The 17,599-nt window shown below is 69.9% G+C and carries 17 protein-coding genes, 2 pseudogenes and 1 riboswitch; of the genes and pseudogenes, 7 read left to right on the forward strand and 12 right to left on the reverse strand.

Annotated features, from left to right (window positions below; all coding sequences use genetic code 11):
• Positions 1-13: 13 nt before the first annotated feature.
• The 3 genes from ABZ857_RS10035 (at position 14) to ABZ857_RS10045 (ending at position 2,851) form a co-directional block, all read left to right on the forward strand.
• Positions 14-667, forward strand: coding sequence for a response regulator transcription factor (locus tag ABZ857_RS10035; protein WP_357040471.1), 654 nt, complete (start codon positions 14-16; stop codon positions 665-667).
• On the forward strand, positions 664-1,839 hold the full coding sequence (locus ABZ857_RS10040) for a HAMP domain-containing sensor histidine kinase (protein ID WP_357040474.1): 1,176 nt from the start codon (positions 664-666) through the stop codon (positions 1,837-1,839). Before ABZ857_RS10035 ends, ABZ857_RS10040 begins: the two co-directional genes overlap by 4 nt.
• Before the next feature lie 186 nt (positions 1,840-2,025).
• Positions 2,026-2,159: riboswitch (cyclic di-AMP (ydaO/yuaA leader) on the forward strand.
• 14 nt (positions 2,160-2,173) lie between these two features.
• The gene (locus ABZ857_RS10045) at positions 2,174-2,851 is read left to right on the forward strand and encodes a CHAP domain-containing protein (RefSeq protein ID WP_357040477.1); all 678 of its coding nucleotides are present in this window, start codon (positions 2,174-2,176) and stop codon (positions 2,849-2,851) included.
• Here the strand turns inward: ABZ857_RS10045 and ABZ857_RS10050 are convergent.
• From ABZ857_RS10050 to ABZ857_RS10080, 7 genes and pseudogenes are all read right to left on the reverse strand, one after another.
• Complete coding sequence (locus tag ABZ857_RS10050) at positions 2,812-3,255, reverse strand: hypothetical protein (RefSeq protein WP_357040480.1); 444 nt, start codon at positions 3,253-3,255, stop codon at positions 2,812-2,814. The genes ABZ857_RS10045 and ABZ857_RS10050 overlap by 40 nt on opposite strands.
• A gap of 214 nt (positions 3,256-3,469) precedes the next feature.
• Positions 3,470-4,015 carry a tyrosine-type recombinase/integrase gene (locus ABZ857_RS10055; RefSeq protein WP_357040483.1) on the reverse strand — a complete coding sequence of 182 codons (546 nt, stop codon included), beginning with the start codon at positions 4,013-4,015 and terminating at the stop codon, positions 3,470-3,472.
• Between the two features lie 71 nt (positions 4,016-4,086).
• On the reverse strand, positions 4,087-5,172 hold the full coding sequence (locus ABZ857_RS10060) for an NAD(P)/FAD-dependent oxidoreductase (RefSeq protein ID WP_357040486.1): 1,086 nt from the start codon (positions 5,170-5,172) through the stop codon (positions 4,087-4,089).
• Between the two features lie 93 nt (positions 5,173-5,265).
• A complete protein-coding gene (locus ABZ857_RS10065) occupies positions 5,266-5,694 on the reverse strand; it encodes a MarR family transcriptional regulator (protein WP_357040489.1) in 429 nt (142 codons plus the stop codon).
• A gap of 343 nt (positions 5,695-6,037) precedes the next feature.
• Positions 6,038-6,424 (reverse strand): Tn3 family transposase, encoded by a 387-nt coding sequence (locus tag ABZ857_RS10070; protein ID WP_357041061.1) that lies wholly within the window; start codon positions 6,422-6,424, stop codon positions 6,038-6,040.
• Positions 6,402-6,761, reverse strand: coding sequence for a Tn3 family transposase (locus tag ABZ857_RS10075; RefSeq protein WP_357041063.1), 360 nt, complete (start codon positions 6,759-6,761; stop codon positions 6,402-6,404). The genes ABZ857_RS10070 and ABZ857_RS10075 overlap by 23 nt, the downstream gene beginning before the upstream one ends.
• Before the next feature lie 1,150 nt (positions 6,762-7,911).
• A pseudogene (locus ABZ857_RS10080) lies at positions 7,912-8,073 on the reverse strand (DUF4158 domain-containing protein); the annotation flags it as partial.
• A gap of 251 nt (positions 8,074-8,324) precedes the next feature.
• On the opposite strand from ABZ857_RS10080, the gene ABZ857_RS10085 reads away from it, so the two are divergent.
• From ABZ857_RS10085 to ABZ857_RS10095, 3 genes are read left to right on the forward strand one after another with little or no spacing between them, the layout of a single operon-like run.
• Complete coding sequence (locus ABZ857_RS10085; protein WP_357041066.1) at positions 8,325-8,951, forward strand: TetR/AcrR family transcriptional regulator; 627 nt, start codon at positions 8,325-8,327, stop codon at positions 8,949-8,951.
• Positions 8,948-9,838 carry an ABC transporter ATP-binding protein gene (locus tag ABZ857_RS10090; protein ID WP_357040492.1) on the forward strand — a complete coding sequence of 297 codons (891 nt, stop codon included), beginning with the start codon at positions 8,948-8,950 and terminating at the stop codon, positions 9,836-9,838. The genes ABZ857_RS10085 and ABZ857_RS10090 overlap by 4 nt, the downstream gene beginning before the upstream one ends.
• Positions 9,835-11,418 (forward strand): ABC transporter permease, encoded by a 1,584-nt coding sequence (locus tag ABZ857_RS10095; protein ID WP_357040496.1) that lies wholly within the window; start codon positions 9,835-9,837, stop codon positions 11,416-11,418. The genes ABZ857_RS10090 and ABZ857_RS10095 overlap by 4 nt, the downstream gene beginning before the upstream one ends.
• A 189-nt stretch (positions 11,419-11,607) precedes the next feature.
• Here the strand turns inward: ABZ857_RS10095 and ABZ857_RS10100 are convergent.
• A pseudogene (locus ABZ857_RS10100) lies at positions 11,608-13,027 on the reverse strand (Tn3 family transposase); the annotation flags it as partial.
• A gap of 242 nt (positions 13,028-13,269) precedes the next feature.
• On the opposite strand from ABZ857_RS10100, the gene ABZ857_RS10105 reads away from it, so the two are divergent.
• Positions 13,270-13,833: a TetR/AcrR family transcriptional regulator gene (locus tag ABZ857_RS10105; protein WP_357040499.1), complete on the forward strand. Its 564-nt coding sequence runs from the start codon at positions 13,270-13,272 to the stop codon at positions 13,831-13,833.
• Positions 13,834-13,979: 146 nt separating this feature from the next.
• Here the strand turns inward: ABZ857_RS10105 and ABZ857_RS10110 are convergent, their stop codons facing one another.
• The 4 genes from ABZ857_RS10110 to ABZ857_RS10125 form a co-directional block, all read right to left on the reverse strand.
• On the reverse strand, positions 13,980-16,364 hold the full coding sequence (locus ABZ857_RS10110) for an excinuclease ABC subunit UvrA (protein ID WP_357040502.1): 2,385 nt from the start codon (positions 16,362-16,364) through the stop codon (positions 13,980-13,982).
• Positions 16,365-16,516: 152 nt separating this feature from the next.
• Entirely contained in the window at positions 16,517-16,927 is a 411-nt protein-coding gene (locus ABZ857_RS10115) for a VOC family protein (RefSeq protein ID WP_357040503.1), read from the reverse strand.
• A gap of 5 nt (positions 16,928-16,932) precedes the next feature.
• A complete protein-coding gene (locus ABZ857_RS10120) occupies positions 16,933-17,382 on the reverse strand; it encodes a helix-turn-helix transcriptional regulator (RefSeq protein ID WP_357040506.1) in 450 nt (149 codons plus the stop codon).
• Entirely contained in the window at positions 17,379-17,552 is a 174-nt protein-coding gene (locus ABZ857_RS10125; RefSeq protein ID WP_357040509.1) for a hypothetical protein, read from the reverse strand. Before ABZ857_RS10125 ends, ABZ857_RS10120 begins: the two co-directional genes overlap by 4 nt.
• Positions 17,553-17,599 lie beyond the last annotated feature (47 nt).

A 17,599-nucleotide genomic window follows, 5' to 3' on the forward strand; every position in this document is an offset into this window, starting at 1 on the left:
GCGGGAGGTTGGGATGCGGGTGCTCGTGGTCGAGGACGAGGAACAGCTGGCCGAGGCCGTCGCCCGTGGGCTGCGGCTGCACGCGATCGCGGTGGACGTGGCCTACGACGGTCAGGAGGCGCTGGAGCTGGCCGCCTATGTCGACTACGACGTGGTCGTGCTCGACCGCGACCTGCCCGAGGTGCACGGCGACGAGGTGTGCCGGGAGCTGGCCGGCGCGAGCGGGGCGAGCCGCATCCTCATGCTGACGGCGGCCGGGCGGGTGCGGGACCGGGTCGGGGGCCTGTCCCTGGGCGCCGACGACTACCTGGTCAAGCCGTTCGCGTTCGCCGAGCTGGTGGCCCGGATCCGGGCGCTGGCCCGGCGCTCGCCCCGGGCGGTGCCGCCCGTGCTGGAGCGGGCCGGGATCCGGCTCGACCCCGCCCGCCGTACGGTGACGCGGGACGGGCGGCAGGTGGCGCTGGGCCGCAAGGAGTTCGACGTGCTGCACGAGCTGATGCGGGCCGGCGGAGGGCTGGTGACCTCGGCCCGGTTGCGGGCGAACGTGTGGGACGAGCACGCGGACGCGGGCACGGGCGTGCTGCGCGTCACGATCACCTCGCTGCGCCGCAAACTTGGCGACCCCCCGGTGATCGAGAACGTGCCGGGCCGAGGATATCGGCTGTGACCCGCGTCCTGTCCTTGTGGGGCAGGCTCGGCCTGCGGACGCGGCTCACCCTGCTGTACGGCGGGCTGTTCTTCCTGGCGGGGTCGGTGCTGCTGTGGTTCACCCACCTGCTGACCGCGCGGGCGCTCAACCAGCGGTTCGTGGTGGCGGTGGCGTCGAAGGTGACCGACGCCGGCGCCCCCGATGGCGTCCTGGGGGGCAGGCTGCCCGACAGCGACATGCTCGCGCAGCGGGTGCGCACCAACGTCGAGCAGGGGGCGGCCGACGTGCTGACCGACGTGCTCCGCTCGTCGGTGGTCGTCATGATCCTCGTCGGGGCCGTCGCGGTGGTGCTGGGCTACCTGGTGGCCGACCGCGCGCTGCGCCCGCTGGAGCGGGTGACCGAGACCGCGCAGCGGCTGTCGGAGAGCACGCTGCACGAGCGGATCGCCCTGCGCGGCCCGCAGGACGAGGTCAAGCGGCTCGCCGACACCTTCGACGCGATGCTCGACCGGCTGCACCGGGTGTTCGACGCCCAGCGCCGGTTCATCGCCAACGCCTCCCACGAGCTGCGCACCCCGCTGGCGGTCAACCGTACGGTGCTGGAGGTGTCGCTGGAGGAGCCCGCGGCGTCGGAGGATCTCAAGGCGCTGGCCCGCGCGCTGCTCGGCACCAACGCCAGGTACGAGCGGCTGATCGAGGGCCTGCTCATGCTCGCGCAGTCGGAGCAGGAGCTGACCGCCCGCAAGCCGGTCGACCTGCGGCAGGTCGTCCGTACGGCGATGGAGCAGATCGACCTGCAGCCGCGCCGCAGGAAGGTGGTCGTCCACGAGGACCTGTGCCCGGCGGTCGCGCACGGCGATCCGCTGTTCCTCGAACGCTGCCTGGTCAACCTGCTGGAGAACGCGATCAAGTACAACGTGCGGGACGGGGAGGTCTGGGTCCGGCTGCGGGAGGAGGAGGCCGGGGTGAGCGTGACGGTGGAGAACACCGGGCCCCCGGTCCCGCCGTACGAGGTGGACGACCTGTTCGAGCCGTTCCGCCGGCTGGGCGGCGACCGCGTCCGATCCGCCCGGGGGGCGGGGCTGGGCCTGTCCATCGTCCGGGCCATCGCCGTGGCGCACGGCGGCACGGCCGAGGCGCTCGCCCGGCCGGAGGGCGGCCTGGCCGTGACCGTGCGCCTGCCCAGGTGAGACCGGGTTGGGCGGCCGATACCCGCCTCTGCCGGGTTTGCCGCCTACTGTCCAGTAAAATCTGAGTTGTTCTAACTTGACCGGTTTGACCTGGTCTATTACGTTTTAGGCAGCTCAGGGCGCACTTGCTCATCTCAATGGTCAAGAAGCCCTCCTCAGACCGACGCGGCCGGCCGATCCCGGCCTGCCGCCCGGCCGCCGAGTCCGCGTCCGCGCGGAGCCGGGGACCCACCTCTCCTGGGGTGAATCGGCATACGTGCCGTAGGGCGACTTCCAGCCCGAACCCGTCAGCTAACCCGGTAGGCGGCATGGAAGTAAGGGAGTTCGCCCCACCATGCACGTCCTCAACACCTGTGTTCGCGCTGCACTCGCGGGCGGGGCCCTCGCCTCGGCCGTGCTGATCGCATCGCCGGCCGCGCACGCGGCGGACAACCCCGCCACCGGCAAGGGCCCGGCGGCCGCGCAGTCGATGGCCGAGATCGCCTCCACGCTGCCCAAGGTCAGCGCGGGCGACGTGCTGAACCTGGCCAGGAGCCAGATCGGGATCAGCGAGAACGCCTACGGCGGCGGGACCAAGTTCCAGCAGTGGTACATGTCCACCCCCCGCGCCCGCGAGACCCTCGCCCGCGACGGCGGCACGCTGAAGGGCTACCTCAACGCCCCCTGGTGCGACATGTTCGTCTCCTGGGTGGGACAGCAGCTCGGCATCGGGCCGGTCATGGGCTCCGACGCCTACACCGTCGAGCACGCCCGCTGGTTCGCCGACCACGGCCGCTGGGGTCGCACGCCCAAGCCGGGCGCGGTGGTGTTCTTCAACTGGAACGGCAGCAAGGCCATCGACGACGTCGAGCACGTCGGTTTCGTCGTCAAGGACAACGGCGACGGCACCATCAGGACCATCGAGGGCAACACCGGCGACGGCGGCGCCGTCGAGGCCCGCACCCGGCCCACCTGGCAGGTGGCCGGGTACGGCTACCCGATGTATCCCGGGGACGTCTCCGCCTCCTCCTGACCGGCGACCGTCCCACGCCGACTTCGAAGCGCGCCGGTGATCCCGGCGCGCTTCGTGGTCGACGGTGATCGGCATGCCGCCGTCAGCGGCAGTTCACACCGTACGGCTCGCTCGCGGCCCGCCCAGCGCCCACGAGATGATCTTGGTGGGGTGATCCTGATGATCTCCCGGGACAGACCGGGCAGGGGCGGCTCCTGGTCGGTCAGCGCCACCGCCGTGCCCCGGATCTCGATGCCCCGGGGCGCCCACGGATCGACCGTCGCGAGGTCGTCCACGACGAACGCGACCGTGCTGCCCCGCTGGACGTTCCGGAACTTCTTCGACCTGCCCAGCGCGCCCCCGCCGACGAGCCGGCCGATGCGCTGGGTGGCCAGGTAGTCGAGTTCGGCTTGGGTGAAGACCATACGTGTCTGTCCTTCAGATCAAGAAGTAGCGGATGCCGGCGTCGGGCGCCGCGTTCCTTCAGATCCTCGATGCTTCCGGACATGATCGTGTGGAGGTGTTCGGTGACGTGCTGGAGCGGCCGGTCCCGGGGTCGAGGAACCGGCGAACAGCCGTTGGCGCTGAGAAGGATCTTGATTGCAGTGAGCTGAGGCTGCTCCTGGTTGCGACGCTTCCTTAGCTCGTTGCCCGGTCCCGGCGACGGCGTGCGGCGCGGATCTCGGCGTCGGCGACCTTGTCGTCCAGCAACGCGTACAGCTGGGTGGTTTCGGTGGAGGCGTGGCCGAGGCGGCGGCGGACGGCCTCGATGGAGACGCCGGCGTTGATGAGTTCGGTGGCGTGGGCGTGGCGCAGCTGGTGGATGTCGATGTCGACGCCAGCCTGCGCGCAGTAGCCCTGCCAGCGGTGGTGAGCGGCGTCATACGACAGGGGTCCGCCCCGGCCGTTAATGGAGGCGCGGAACAGCGGCCCGGCGGTGTAGCCGGCGCGAACCAGGTAGAGCTTGAGCAGGGTGACGTACCCGCGGTCGTCCAGCAAGACGGTGCGCACGCTGCCGCCCTTGCCGTGGATGCGGACGTGTTCGTCGTCCAGGCGCAGGTCGAGGTCCTCCACGTACAGGCCGCAGACTTCGGAGGCGCGGGCGCCGCACACGTAGGCCCGATCCCGCAGCCGGTCCAGCGGCGTCTCCTTGCGCGGCCGCCGCGAGCAGATCACCGCCAGCACCTTGACGACGTCTCCTACGGCCAGGCCCGACCAGCGCTCCGCGGCGACGCCACTTGCCTGGGGTAGCTGTGTCAGTACGGTTTGAAGTCGGGGTAGTAAGCCGCGGCTGCGGTGGCGGTGTCGATGTTCCGCGGGAACAGCGCGGCTTCGTAGGCGCGGATGGCCGCGTCGATGTCCTCGGGCTGTTCGGCGATGGCGTTGCCGAGCTGGCCGGCGTCGAACAGCGCCCAGTTCGCTCCTTCGCCGTCCGGCGGTGCCAGGTGGGCGGCGTCTCCGATGAGCGTGACCCCGGGTACATGCTCCCAGCGGTGCCCGATCGGCAGCCCGTACAAGGGGCGGAAAACCGGCGGGATATCGCTGTCCGCGACCAGCGCGACGAGCTCCGGCGCCCACCCCTCGAACATTGCCGCGACCGTACGGGCGGCCGCAGGGCCGTCGTTGAAATCGATCCCATCGAACCACTCGAGCGGCTGGTCGAACATGGCGTAGGAGTGCAGGGTGTCCGCGCGCTCGCGCTGCACGCCGAGACCGATGCGGGTGGTTTCGTCGTAGGCGGTCATCGACCCGCCGCCGACCAGCGCCAGGGTGGCGGGGTGCCGGGTGTCGCTCTCATACAGGTACGTCTCGACCATCGAGCGTCCGGCGTAGGTGGGCGTGGCATCAGACAGCAGCGGCCGGACCTTCGACCAGGCACCGTCGGCACCGATGAGGATGTCGGTGACGATCGTCGATCCGTTGGCGAAGGTCACTTCGTGACGACCGTCCTGGAGGGTCCGGACATTCTGAGTCTTGTGGCCCCAGACGACCGTATCGGCAGGGAGGGATTCCAGCAGCAACTGTCGGAGCTCGCCACGCTGCACCTCGGGGCGGCCTGCGGCGGGGTCGTCGGGCTGGTCCGCCAGGATGGTGCCGTCAGGTGCCACGTCGCGGGATGCCTGGCGACCTTCGAGGATGAGGGATCGGAAGCCGTCCATCAGGCGGGCGGCACGGATTCCGTGCTGTCCGTTGTAGTCGTGGATGTCGAGCATGCCGCCTTGGCCGCGGGCCTGCGCAGACGCCTCCGCCTCGTACACCGTGGACGGGATTCCCTGAACCGCCAGGGTTCGGGCCAGCGTCAGTCCCGCGAGACCGGCGCCGATGATCGTGATCTGAGTCATGCATGCGTTCCTTACTGCTCTTGGATGAACCGGCGGTCCTGCCCGCAAGGGCTCCCGGCCACCGCGCGGAACAAGCGGGGTAACAGGGCCGGGTCAGGGGAAGCTGGGCGGCTCGATCCGGGATGCGAGCTGCTCCAAGAGGTCGTGGAGCAGCGCCCGCCCTTCGGCGCCCAGCGGCGCGAGGATCGACTCCTCGACGCGGTCCATGGCCTCTTCAAAACCCTGGATCAGCTCGGAGCCCGCTGGGGTGACATGCACCCGGCGGCTGCGCGTGTCACCCTCCTGCGTCCGGCGTTCCACGAGTCCGCGACGCTCCAGCCCGGCCAGGAGCCGCGAGATGCCCGGCGCACTGGTGCGCGTGGCCCGGGCGACGTCACGCTGGATGGCATCCGGGTTCTTTGACAGGTACGCCAACACGGCGCTCTGCTCGTGGGTGAGGCCACGTTCCCGTATCCAGTCATCGGCGATGCGCCGCTGCCCCCACACAACCCACCGCATCAGCTCCAACGTGCTCTCCTTCATAGTTAACATGCTAACTGTTGCATAGTTAACAATCAAATCGGGATACCTCTCACACTGGTGTCCGGCCTCTCCGTGGGCGCGAGGACCTCGGTGACCTTGGCAATGGCTTCGGCACCGGGCTTGACGTAGCACACAGCGGTGCGGGGGGTCTTGTGCTGGGTTTTGCCCCTGATGAGCTGCAGGGGATTTCGGCGTCGCCGAGGTGGGTGGCGGCGCTGTGGCGCAGCTGGTGCAAGTCGAGGCCGGCGTAGGTGTCCAGGAGGACGCGGGTGCGGTCGTAGCCGAGGCGGGCGCGGCCGGTGTGCGGGCAGGGTCGGCCGGTGGCGTACGCCCGTCACGCTGGTCACTGGGATGGACCGGCGACCGCGGTGTCCAACTCCAGATGGCGGTTCATGTCGAGCTCGAAGCGGCCGTACAGGTTCAGATGCGACCAGAACAGGGCGGTCAGCCCCCGCCGATCGGCCGCGCTCAGCTGCTTCTTCCAAGCAGGATCGCGCAACACCATCTGGATCAGGTGCGTATTGAGGTAGGTGATGGCGGCGGCGACCAGGTGCAGTGCCAGCGCCGAGACCTCGGCGTGCTCGCGATCATCACCGGTCAGATCCCCGGCCTTGCCGTAGAACAGGTCCTTGCTGGCGGAGTTGAAGTTCTCCACCACGTTCAGGCCCTCGCCGATCTCGCGCCTGAGTGCCTCGTCGGCGAGGTACTCACAGATGAAGATCGTCCTGATGGTATGGCAGCGCGGCCGCGGCTACCCGGTCGGCCACCCGCTTGATCCCGACGTTCGTGCCCAGCCCGTACAGGCAGAGCAGCAACCGCCGCTGCAGCACCGCCTCCTCGATGACGGTGTGCGAGGCCACCGAGGTGAACGCGGCGGTGTAGCCGGTGACGTGGGCGACGTCCTTGAGCACGTCCAAAAGGTCGATCACGCCCCACCGGCGGGAGATCTCCGCCTTCAGCGCCTTCAGCCCGGCCGGCTCCTCCTGCTTGTCCAGCGGCGGCACGCTGATCCATGGCTCGCCCTTCTTCCGGGTGATCTTCACTCCCCCGGTGGTGCCTTTGCGCATCGCCGTCTCCAGCCGGTTCAGGGCGGCGGTGTGGCGGCGGTGTGGCGGCGTTGCAGGTCGGCGATGAACGCCGCCGCATCGCGCGGCTTGGCCAGGGCCTCGTAGTGCACGTCCCGGTTGTCGTCGAAGTCGGCCGGCAGGACAGCTTCGGGGTTGCGCCAGGTCTTGCCGCCCTCCACCCAGATTTGGCGGCGCCGGATGGCTTGCGCAGCGCGACCAGCGCGCACAGCTCGTACGGGATGCGCTCGATGCGGCCGCGCTCGTCGGCCACCGCCTCCTGCCAGTCCTCGGGCACCACGTGGTCGATCGGCACCGTCTCGGTGGCGTCGTAGAAGACGGCCTCGGAGTCGGCGTAGCGCTCCAGCAGCGCCAGCGCGTCCATCACCGGCTGAAAGGTGGTGTTGTTGCAGCGGAAGTCCAGCGCGCACAGCAGCTTGGGCAGCCCGCGCCGGTAGTGACGCGAGTAGGAGCCGCGCAGCTTGACCCGCACCCGGGTACGGAGCTCTTTCTCATTCGCCTTGGCCTCGGCGATGATGTCGGCCAGCGTGGCCGTGCCCACCACCGGGTAGATCGCCGTGCGGACGAGCTCCTCGGGCAGGTCCAGCGCCGCCTGGGCGAGCCGGGCCAGGATGCCGTGCTTGCCCTGCACCCGCCGGAACTCGCTGCTCAGCTCGTTCTCGACCTTCCGCTCGGCCCGCACGCTGATCTTGTGCACGAGCTGGATCAGCAGCTCGACCAGGCCGTCGATCATCTCGGTCTTGCGCACCCAGCACAACGCCGCCAGCAGGGTCAGCTTGATCGCATCCGGCGCGGCGGCGAAGTCGGAGGGGTACGTCCGCATCGCCCGCGCCCGCCACGCCTCCACGACCTTCTCCGAGGTCCCCTCGAACAGCGTCTCCGGCAGCCCGATCGCCTTGACTCGCTCCAGCTTGACGATCTCGGCCAGCAGCGTCTCCAGTTGCAACGGCCCCGGGTCCTCCTTCAGCTCCTGCAAGAAGCTGCGCATCGCCGCACCGTCGTCGCGACCCTCTTCCTCGCCGTCCGGGACAGGATCGGGAACCGCGATCAAGTCCTCCAGCGCGGCCGCCGTGGCCGGCAAGCGCTGCACCGTAGTGGCGGTGAACTCCCGCTCGAACATCGCCTCGGCCGGGACGTCCTCGCGGCGAGGGAAACGCCCCTCCAGCTCGAAGTACTTAAGGATCAAGGCGAACCCGAGGCGGGTGGCTCCGCTCTTGTTCGCCAGCAGTTCGACCTCGGCCTCATCCAGCGTCCAGCACTCGATGAGGTCCTCCAGCTGCCACTCTCTGCGCATCGGCAGGGATCCTTTCCTCCCCCGATCGCACCGAAGATTCACCAAGCACCCTGCTGGGCCCAGACGTGGCTACGGCCCGGTACCGCTCAGCTCGTGACTACTACGTACTGAACCAGAAACATTACGCAGAGTTACTTTGGGGCTGATGACGTGAACCCGAGCGGGGAGCCTTGGTCGGAGGTCGCGACCTGTGGTGGTTGATGGGCTGAACATTCGTATGGTGACCGATACGTTTGTATAGACTCTTGGACGTGCGACCAATTTCTGAAGAGGACCTGACGACGCGCGCCCGCATCCGCGACGCTGCGATGGCGCTGTTCGCCGAGCAGGGGGTCAAGGCCACCACCATCCGTGGGATCGCCGAGGCCGCAAAAGTCTCGCCCGGCCTGGTGCAGCACCACTTCGGCACCAAGGAAGCGCTGAGACAGGCTTGCGACGAGTACGTCCTCAGCTACCTGCGCGAGCAGGTCACCGTAGGCGTCACCGACCACAACCTGGACAAGCCCGAATTCATCGAGAACGTCCATCGAACCGCGCCGCCCCTGATGAAATACCTCGGCCGCGCGCTTGTGGACGGTTCCCCCGCAGCCGCCGCCATGTTCGACGAACTCGTCAGCATGACGGAGGAGCATCTCGCCGACGACGACCGCTCGGAGGCCGACCATCGCGCCCGCGCGACCGTGCTGACCGCGATGAAGCTCGGCATCACGGTGCTGCACGAGCACGTCTCCCGCGCGCTGGGCACGGACCTGTACGCCCCGCAGGGCGCAGTACGCGTCGGCAAGGCCCAGCTCGACCTGATCAGACCGGAATTCCTCGGCCGCGAGCTGTTCGACCAGGCGCGGACGGGCCTCGAGAAGGTCGAGGGACAACGATGAACGCCGCAGTGCACGTGGGCGGCCTGGTCAAGAGCTTCGGCCGGGCCAAGGCCCTGGACGGGCTCGACCTCACCGTCAAGACGGGCGAGGTGCACGGCTTTCTCGGGCCCAACGGTGCCGGCAAGACCACCACCATCCGTATCCTGCTCGGCCAGATGCGCGCCGACGGCGGCCAGGTCGCGTTACTCGGCGGCGACCCCTGGCGCGACGCCACCGAACTGCACCGAAGGCTCGCCTATGTGCCCGGCGACGTCACCCTGTGGCCCTCGCTGACCGGCGGCGAGGTCATCGACCTGATGGGCAGGGCCCGCGGCGGCCTGGACCCCAGGCAGCGCGCCGAGCTGCTGGAGCGCTTCGAGCTCGACCCGCGCAAGAAGTGCCGTACCTACTCCAAGGGCAACCGGCAGAAGGTGGCGCTGGTGGCCGCGTTCGCCTCCGACGCCGAACTGCTGATCCTCGACGAGCCGACCTCGGGTCTGGACCCGCTCATGGAGGCGGTCTTCAACGAGTGCGTCCTGCGGGAGAAGCGCAACGGCCGCACCGTGCTGCTGTCCAGCCACATCCTGTCGGAGGTGGAGAGGCTGTGCGACCGCGTCAGCATCATCCGCGCCGGCCATACCGTCGAGTCCGGCAGCCTGGCCGACCTGCGCCACCTCACCCGCACGTCGGTGACCGCCGAGCTGATCCGGCCCGCTCCCGGGCTGGCCACCCTGCCCGGCGTACACGATCTGACCGTGGACGGCGCGCGGCTGCGCTGCCAGGTCGACGGTGACGCGCTCACCGCGGTGCTCGCCGAGCTCGCCAGAGCGGGCGTACGCACCTTGACCACGCAGCCGCCGACGCTGGAGGAACTGTTCCTGCGCCACTACGAGGGAGCCACCAGATGACCGGCACCATGACCGGCACAGGGACACTGATCCGGCTCATCCTGCGCAGGGACCGCGTGCTGCTGCCGGTGTGGATCGTGATCAGCGCACTGCTGCCGGCGAGCATCGCCTCCGCCACCACCGACCTGTACGCCGACCAGGCCGCCCGCGACTCCTTCGCGGCCGCCTCGGCGGGCAACCCGGCGCAGCTGGCGATGCGCGGCCCCATCTACGACGCGAGCGTCGGCGGCCTGACCGCCTGGACGCTCGGCTCCTCCCTCGCGCTGATCGGCGGGCTCGTCAGCATCCTGCTGGTGATCAGGCACACCCGGGTCGAGGAGGAGACCGGCCGACGCGAGCTGCTGGCCTCGGGTGTCATCGGCCGTCATGCCCCGCTGGCCGCCGCGCTCGCGGCCGTGCTGGCCGCCAACCTGCTCTTGGGCCTGCTGTCGGTGCCCGCCCTGGTCGCGGGCGGCCTGCCCGCGGGTTCCTCGCTGCTGTTCGGGCTGTCCACGGCCGCGGGCGGCTGGGCGTTCGCGGCCGTGGCCGCCGTCACCGGGCAGCTCACCGCCTCCTCGGGGACGGCACGCGGCATCGCGATCGCGGCCGGCGGCCTGCTGTTCGCGCTGCGCTCGCTGGCCGACGCCGGTCACGTCGGCTGGCTGGCTTGGGTGTCGCCGTTCGGCTGGGTCCGGCTGACCAGACCCTACGCCGGGGACCAGTGGTGGGTGCTGGGGCTGATCGCGGTGTTCGTCGCCGCCCTGACGGCGGTCGCGTTCGCGCTGTCCACACGGCGTGACGTGGCCAGCGGCCTGATTCCCGCCCGCCCCGGACCCGCCGGCGGAACCCTGCCGGGCGCGTTCAGCCTGGCCGCTCGCCTGCACCGCAGTACGCTCGCGGGCTTCGCGATCGGATTCGGAGCGCTGGGCGCCCTGCTCGGCGTGGCGGCACGCGGGCTGAACACCCAGTTGGACACGCCGCAGTTGCGGGAGCTGGCCGCGACTCTCGGCGGCGCCGAGGCCCGGCTCTCGGACGTGTTCTTCACGTTCGTGATGTACGTGCTCAGCCAGCTCGTCGCGGGAGCGGCACTGGTGTCGGCGCTGCGCGCCCGTACGGAGGAGGCGGCGGGCCGGGCCGAACTGCTGTTGTCCACCCCCGTCGGCCGGCTGCGCTGGGCGCTGAGCCACCTGGTACTCGCCGTCGTGAGCCCGGTGCTGCTGCTGACCGTGCTGGGCGCGGCGGCGGGGCTCACCTTCGACGGCGACGTGGCCCGCGTCACCGGGGCCACGCTGGCCTACCTGCCCGCGGTCTGGACCATGACCGGGATCGCGACGCTGATGTTCGGCCTGTTGCCACGGCTGGCGGCGGCCGTGAGCTGGACCGCGCTCGGCCTCTTCCTGGTCGTGGACCTGCTGGCGGAATTCAAACTGGCCACCGGGATCGTTCTGGACCTTTCGCCGTTCGTGCACGTGCCGGCGATGTTGCTGAGCGGCGCCTCGTCACCGGTTGCGTCGCTGCTGGGGCTGACCGTAGTAGCCATCACCCTGACCACGGCGGGGCTGGCGTTCCTGCGCCGCCGCGACCTGATGCCCTCCGCCTGAACAGCCCCAGAGAGGCGCTGATAGCCGACAGCCAGCGGTGTTCATCTTCTGGACGCAGGACGGCGGCGTCCGCGTGGTGAACTTGGCCACCGTTGCTCAGCCGTAGAACGCATCGACAACAAATAGATCACTGACCGCCAACTTCACCAGTGGCCCACTTGCCGTCCCGGGATTCGAACGGCCCGCGCTTCAGACGCCGTCCTCGTCCACGACAGTGGCACTGGCGGGGTTGGCCTTGGGCAACGTCGCCGTGCCGAGCGGCCGCAGACCCTTGTCCGGGGCCGAGGAGGCGATCGCGTAGCGGCCCAGGCAGTTGAGGTGGGTGTGGCCCAGCGGGGACAGCCGCGCCACGTCCTCGTCCTTGACCGGCACACCCTGGACGTGTAGCTGGTCCACGATCGCCGACAGATACCGTGAGTTCCACAACACGACGGCATTGACGACAAGTCCCAGAGCTGCCAGTTGGTCCTCCTGGCCTTCCCGATATGCCTGCCGGATCCGGCCGGAGTTGCCGTGGCAGATCTTGCGGGCCAGGCGATGCCGGGATTCCTGGACCGACAGCTGTTTGCCCAGGCTCCGGCGGTAGCTGGAATCCATCGGGTCCAGCATGCTGAGCAGGTGCATCGTCTTGTCGATGCGGCCGTACTCGGCGAAGGCCTGCCCCAGCGGCGTCGGAGAACCCTGGCGGGCGAACATGCGCAGCAGGTCGTAGGCGCGCACTTGGTTGGTCACCAGCGACCCGGCGACGCGGAGCAAGTCCGGCCACTGGATGATCACCTTCTTGGGGTTCAGTTCGTTGCGGGCGATCGCCTCCAGCACCCCGTAGTCACCGGTGCTGCCGTCGGGCAACTCGGCCCGCCAGAACCGCTGGTCGCCCAGGTCGGCGAAGCGGGGCGCGAACCGGTAGCCGAGCATGGAGAAGATCCCGAACACCATGTCGCTGTCGCTGGCCTGGTCCGTCGTGACCACCTCGGGTTTCGGTCCGGCGTCCAGGTTGATCAGGCAGTCCAGGATGTACAGGGAATCGCGGGGCGTGCCCGGCACGACCATCTGCCCGATCCCCGCTACTTGATCATTGACTGCGTTGCGCCAGGTCAGGCCCCTTTTTTAGCCGTAGTACTTAGGTGAGGGCCCGGCGTTGATCGTCTTGACCGGGACGACGAACCGCAGCCCGTCCACCGACGCCAGCAAGCCGCCGCCCCACGCCGCGACGATCGGCACCTTGCCCTGGTGCTCGATCAGGATCGCGTTGGCCGCGGCGTGCGTCTCGGCACGCACGTAGTTCTGATCCACGCCGTACCCGAGGTGCGCCTGGGTGCCTGCCGCAGCTTCTCCAACTCCGAGATGCGCGATCCCTCCGGCACCACCAGCAGATCCGACAACGCGGTCGGCAGGCGCGGATCGGCCCCTCGGCGTGTGTCCAGGCCCGGCCATGCAGGAAGGTCCGGAACTGGCGCGTCAGCTGCCGTACGCTCCAACTGCTGGTGTCATCGAAGGTGTGGTAACCGTAGGCGTCCCGGATCATCCAGGCGTGCTCGTACGTCGTCTTGGGCCGCTCGGCGTACTTCTTGACCTGTGACGCGTCACCGATCCCCAGCTGCTCGGCCAGGTAGTCCACCACCGGCCCGCGGGCGAGGCGGCCGTCAAGGGCCGCACGGCCGGGCGAACGCTTCGGAAGGGCATCGATGAACTCAGCTAGTGCGACAATCGGTGCATTAAGATACTGCCACGACGCCGTCCCATCGAGCAACCGGACCACCAGCGATGACTCCTCCAGCACCACAACCGGAGAGCACCCCGCCCGTGCCACCGCCGCGGCGCCGCCCCGGCGGACGTACCGCCCGTACTCGTATGCAGGTGCTCGACGCGGTCCTCGCGGAGCTCGGAGAGCGCGGTTATGACGGGCTCACCATGGAGGCCGTCGCCGCCCGCGCGCGGGTGCACCGCGCGACGGTGTACCGGCGCTGGGGAGACGTCGGCGGCCTGCTCGCCGACGTCTTGGACGCGGCGAGCGACGACGCCTGGCAACCCCCGGACACCGGCTCCCTGGAGGGCGACCTGGCGGCGCTGAACCACGAGATCCACGACGCGCTGACCGCACAGCCGCCGATCGTGGCGGCCCTGATCGCCGCCTCGTTCCGCTCCGAGAAGGCCGACCTCGCCCAACGACGGCTCTGGGAGGACCGGTACGCCCGCTGCGAGATCATCGTCCGCCGGGCCGTCCGGCGCGCCGAACTCCCACCGCGCACCGACGCTCGGCGACTGCTCATCGCCGCCACCGCGCCTGTTTACCACCAGCTGGTGCTTCTCCGCACGCCACCCGACCCGGGCCTGCCCGGCCAGGCGGCCAGAACCGCCGCCCTCGCCGCGTCCGCGGGCGCCTTCGCCGAGCCCCCGCCGGCCGGCGACACCTGACGGGCCCGGTCGGTCCCAGGGCAGAGCGGGAAAAGCGGTCGAGGGGGCCGTCGGTGGCACGGGTGCCGGTGTGCGACAGCCGGCTCTCCTCCGGGAGGCCGGCTGCCGCACGGTGCCCGCGGCGGCTGTGTCCGCGGCGGCCTGGGTCAGGCGCCGACGTAGGCCGCGAGGTGCTCCCCTGTGAGGGTGGAGCGGGCCGCGACGAGGTCGGCGGGTGTGCCCTCGAAGACGATCCGGCCGCCGTCGTGACCGGCGCCGGGACCCAGATCGATGATCCAGTCGGCATGCGCCATGACCGCCTGGTGGTGCTCGATCACGATGACCGACTTGCCGGAGTCGACCAGCCGGTCCAGCAGCCCGAGCAGTTGCTCGACGTCGGCGAGGTGCAGGCCGGCGGTCGGCTCGTCGAGGACGTAGACGCCGCCCTTGTCGGCCATGTGGGTGGCCAGCTTGAGCCGCTGCCGCTCGCCGCCGGACAGCGTGGTGAGCGGCTGGCCGAGGGTGAGGTAGCCGAGCCCGACGTCGGCGAGCCGGTCGAGGATGGCGCGCGCGGCCGGCGTGCGCGCCTCGCCGGAGCCGAAGAACTCCTGGGCCTCGGCCACCGGCATCGCGAGCACCTCGCTGATGTCACGCCCGCCGAGCTTGTGCTCCAGCACCGCTGCCTGGAACCGCTTCCCCTCGCACTCCTCGCAGGTGGTGGAGACCCCTGCCATCATCGCCAGGTCGGTGTAGATGACGCCGGCGCCGTTGCAGGTGGGGCAGGCGCCCTCGGAGTTGGCGCTGAACAGCGCCGGCTTCACGCCGTTCGCCTTCGCGAACGCCTTGCGGATCGGGTCGAGCAGTCCGGTGTACGTCGCCGGGTTGCTCCGCCGCGAGCCGCGGATCCCGCCCTGGTCGACCGACACCACGCCCGCGCCGGCGGGGACGGACCCGTGGATGAGGGAGCTCTTGCCCGACCCGGCGACACCGGTGACGACGACGAGCACCCCGAGCGGGATGTCGACGTCGACGTCGCGCAGGTTGTTCGCCCTCGCGCCGCGGATCTCCAGCGTGCCGGTGGGCTTGCGCACCGTCTCCTTGAGGGCGGCCCGGTCGTCGAAATGGCGGCCGGTGATGGTGCCGCCGGCCCGCAGCCCCTCGACGGTGCCCTCGAAGCAGACCGTGCCGCCCGCCGTGCCGGCGCCGGGGCCCAGGTCGACGACGTGGTCGGCGATCGCGATCATCTCCGGCTTGTGCTCCACGACTAGCACCGTGTTCCCCTTGTCCCGCAGCCGCAGCAGCAGGTCGTTCATCCGCTGGATGTCATGAGGGTGCAGGCCCGTCGTGGGCTCGTCGAAGACGTAGGTGACATCGGTGAGCGAGGAGCCGAGGTGGCGGATCATCTTGACGCGCTGCGCCTCGCCGCCCGACAGCGTGCCGGACGCCCGGTCGAGCGACAGGTAGCCCAGCCCGATCTCCACGAAAGAGTCGAGGAGTTGCTGCAACGTGGTGAGCAGCGGCGCGACCGACGGCTCGTCGAGGCCGCGGACCCAGTCGGCCAGGTCGCTGATCTGCATCGCGCAGGCGTCGGCGATGCTGATCCCCTTGATCTTGGACGACCGGGCGGCCTCGCTGAGCCGGGTGCCGCCGCACTCGGGGCAGGTGGTGAACGCCACGGCCCGCTCCACGAACGCCCGGACGTGCGGCTGCAACGCCTCCTTGTCCTTGGACAGCATCGACTTCTGGATGCGCGGAATCAGCCCCTCGTAGGTGAGGTTGATGTTGTCGACCTTGATCTTGGTCGGCTCCTTGTAGAGCAGGTCGTGGAGCTCGGCCTTGGTGAAGTCGCGGATCGGCTTGTCCGGGTCGAAGAAACCGGAGCCGCTGAAGATGCGGCCGTACCAGCCGTCGACGCTGTAGCCGGGGATCGTGAGCGCGCCCTCGTTGAGCGACTTGGAGTCGTCGTACAGCTGGGACAGGTCGATGTCGGAGGTCCGGCCCAGGCCCTCGCAGCGCGGGCACATGCCGCCGGTGACCTTGAACTCGCGCCGCTCCTTCACGGTCTTGCCGCCGCGCTCGAATTTGACCGCGCCCGCTCCGCTGATCGAGGCGACGTTGAAGGAGAACGCCTGAGGCGAGCCGATGTGCGGCCGGCCGAGCCGGCTGAACAGGATGCGCAGCATCGCGTTGGCGTCGGTGACGGTGCCGACCGTGGACCGGGGGTTGGGGCCCATCCGCTCCTGGTCGACGACGATCGCGGTCGTCAGCCCGTCGAGCACGTCGACCTCGGGACGCGACAGCGTCGGCATGAAACCCTGCACGAACGCGGAGTAGGTCTCGTTGATCAGCCGCTGCGACTCGGCGGCGATCGTGCTGAACACCAGCGAGCTCTTGCCCGAGCCGGAGACACCGGTGAACACCGTGAGCCGGCGCTTCGGGATCTCGATGCTGACGTCCTTGAGGTTGTTCTCGCGCGCGCCGTACACGCGGATAAGATCGTGACTGTCGGCAACGTGCAGCGCAGGGGACTGCGTGTCCGTCCTCGTGGCCATGCTTATCGTGCTCTCCATATCTTCAGGCCGGGGGCCGCCTTCGCGGTCTCCGTCGGCGTCGCCGGGCTCGATCTAACCAGCTTCGAGCCGTAGGTCTGGTTTTCTCCGCCCGTCACGGGCGGATGCGCAACCAGCGGTGCGGCGCGGCCGGGTCAGCGAAGCTCGTTGATGCGGAGCAGGTTGCCCGCGGGATCGCGGAAGGCGCAGTCGCGCACCCCGTACGGCTGCTCGGTCGGCTCCTGCACGACCTCGGCGCCGCCGGCCTCCAGCCGCTCGAAGACGCCGTCGAGGTCATCGGTGGCCAGGGTGATCATGCCGTAGGTGCCCTTGGCCATCATCTCGGCGATCATGCGTCGCTCCTCGTCGGTGACACCGGGGTCGGCGGCCGGGGGATGCAGGACGATGGACGTGCCGGGCCGGCCGGCGGGACCCACCGTGATCCAGCGCATCCCGCCGTACCCGACGTCGCTGCGGACCTCGAAGCCGACGATGTCGCGGTAGAAGGCCAGGGCGGCGTCGGGGTCGTCATGCGGGAGAAAGGCCGCGTAAACGGTGATGTCCATGCACGTCAGGCTAGCTGCGGCTCGGGGACGCCCGCTTCTCGAATCCTGACCGGCCTGGTCACCTGCTTGGCCACGCACGACGGCATCCCCGCCGTCGCGCTCGCGGCTTGGTGCCGGTAGGTGCTGGGCGGCACACCGACCAGCTCGGTGAAGCGGGTGCTGAAGGTGCCCAGCGACGAGCAGCCGACCGCGAAGCAGACCTCGGTGACGCTCAGGTCGCCACGACGCAGCAGCGCCATCGCGCGCTCGATCCGCCGCGTCATCAGATAGCCGTACGGCGACTCCCCGTAGGCGAGCCGGAACTGGCGGCTGAGGTGCCCGGCGGACATGTTCACGCCGCGGGCGAGCGCCTCGACGTTCAACGGCTGCGCGTACTCTCGATCGATCCGGTCACGGACGCGGCGCAGCAGCGCGAGGTCGCGCAGATGCTGTGCCGAGGCGGGTCTGCTGCTCACGCGAGAAGCGTACGTCCCGCCACCGACATCCAGCGCGCCGGCGACCTGGACGCCACCACCCGCGTGATCACCTGCAGCGGGTGGGCGGCGCGCTCGGCGGCGCCCTGTTCGCCGTGCCTGTTCGCCGTGCCTGTGCCCTGGTGCCGCCCGACCCGGCGCGGTCCGCCCATGTGCAGCGGGTCGACATGTGACGGACTCGGACCGAAAGTCCCGCGAT

The organism is Microbispora sp. NPDC046933 (genome assembly GCF_040644635.1).
GTDB lineage: Bacteria > Actinomycetota > Actinomycetes > Streptosporangiales > Streptosporangiaceae > Microbispora.

Coding starts and splice junctions, on each gene's coding strand:
- ABZ857_RS10035 (WP_357040471.1), top strand. CDS start 14: ATGCGGGTGCTCGTGGTCGAGGACGAGGAACAGCTGGCCGAGGCCGTC.
- ABZ857_RS10045 (WP_357040477.1), top strand. CDS start 2,174: ATGCACGTCCTCAACACCTGTGTTCGCGCTGCACTCGCGGGCGGGGCC.
- ABZ857_RS10050 (WP_357040480.1), bottom strand. CDS start 3,255: ATGGTCTTCACCCAAGCCGAACTCGACTACCTGGCCACCCAGCGCATC.
- ABZ857_RS10060 (WP_357040486.1), bottom strand. CDS start 5,172: ATGACTCAGATCACGATCATCGGCGCCGGTCTCGCGGGACTGACGCTG.
- ABZ857_RS10065 (WP_357040489.1), bottom strand. CDS start 5,694: ATGAAGGAGAGCACGTTGGAGCTGATGCGGTGGGTTGTGTGGGGGCAG.
- ABZ857_RS10075 (WP_357041063.1), bottom strand. CDS start 6,761: ATGCGCAAAGGCACCACCGGGGGAGTGAAGATCACCCGGAAGAAGGGC.
- ABZ857_RS10090 (WP_357040492.1), top strand. CDS start 8,948: ATGAACGCCGCAGTGCACGTGGGCGGCCTGGTCAAGAGCTTCGGCCGG.
- ABZ857_RS10095 (WP_357040496.1), top strand. CDS start 9,835: ATGACCGGCACCATGACCGGCACAGGGACACTGATCCGGCTCATCCTG.
- ABZ857_RS10105 (WP_357040499.1), top strand. CDS start 13,270: ATGCAGGTGCTCGACGCGGTCCTCGCGGAGCTCGGAGAGCGCGGTTAT.
- ABZ857_RS10110 (WP_357040502.1), bottom strand. CDS start 16,364: ATGGCCACGAGGACGGACACGCAGTCCCCTGCGCTGCACGTTGCCGAC.
- ABZ857_RS10115 (WP_357040503.1), bottom strand. CDS start 16,927: ATGGACATCACCGTTTACGCGGCCTTTCTCCCGCATGACGACCCCGAC.
- ABZ857_RS10125 (WP_357040509.1), bottom strand. CDS start 17,552: ATGGGCGGACCGCGCCGGGTCGGGCGGCACCAGGGCACAGGCACGGCG.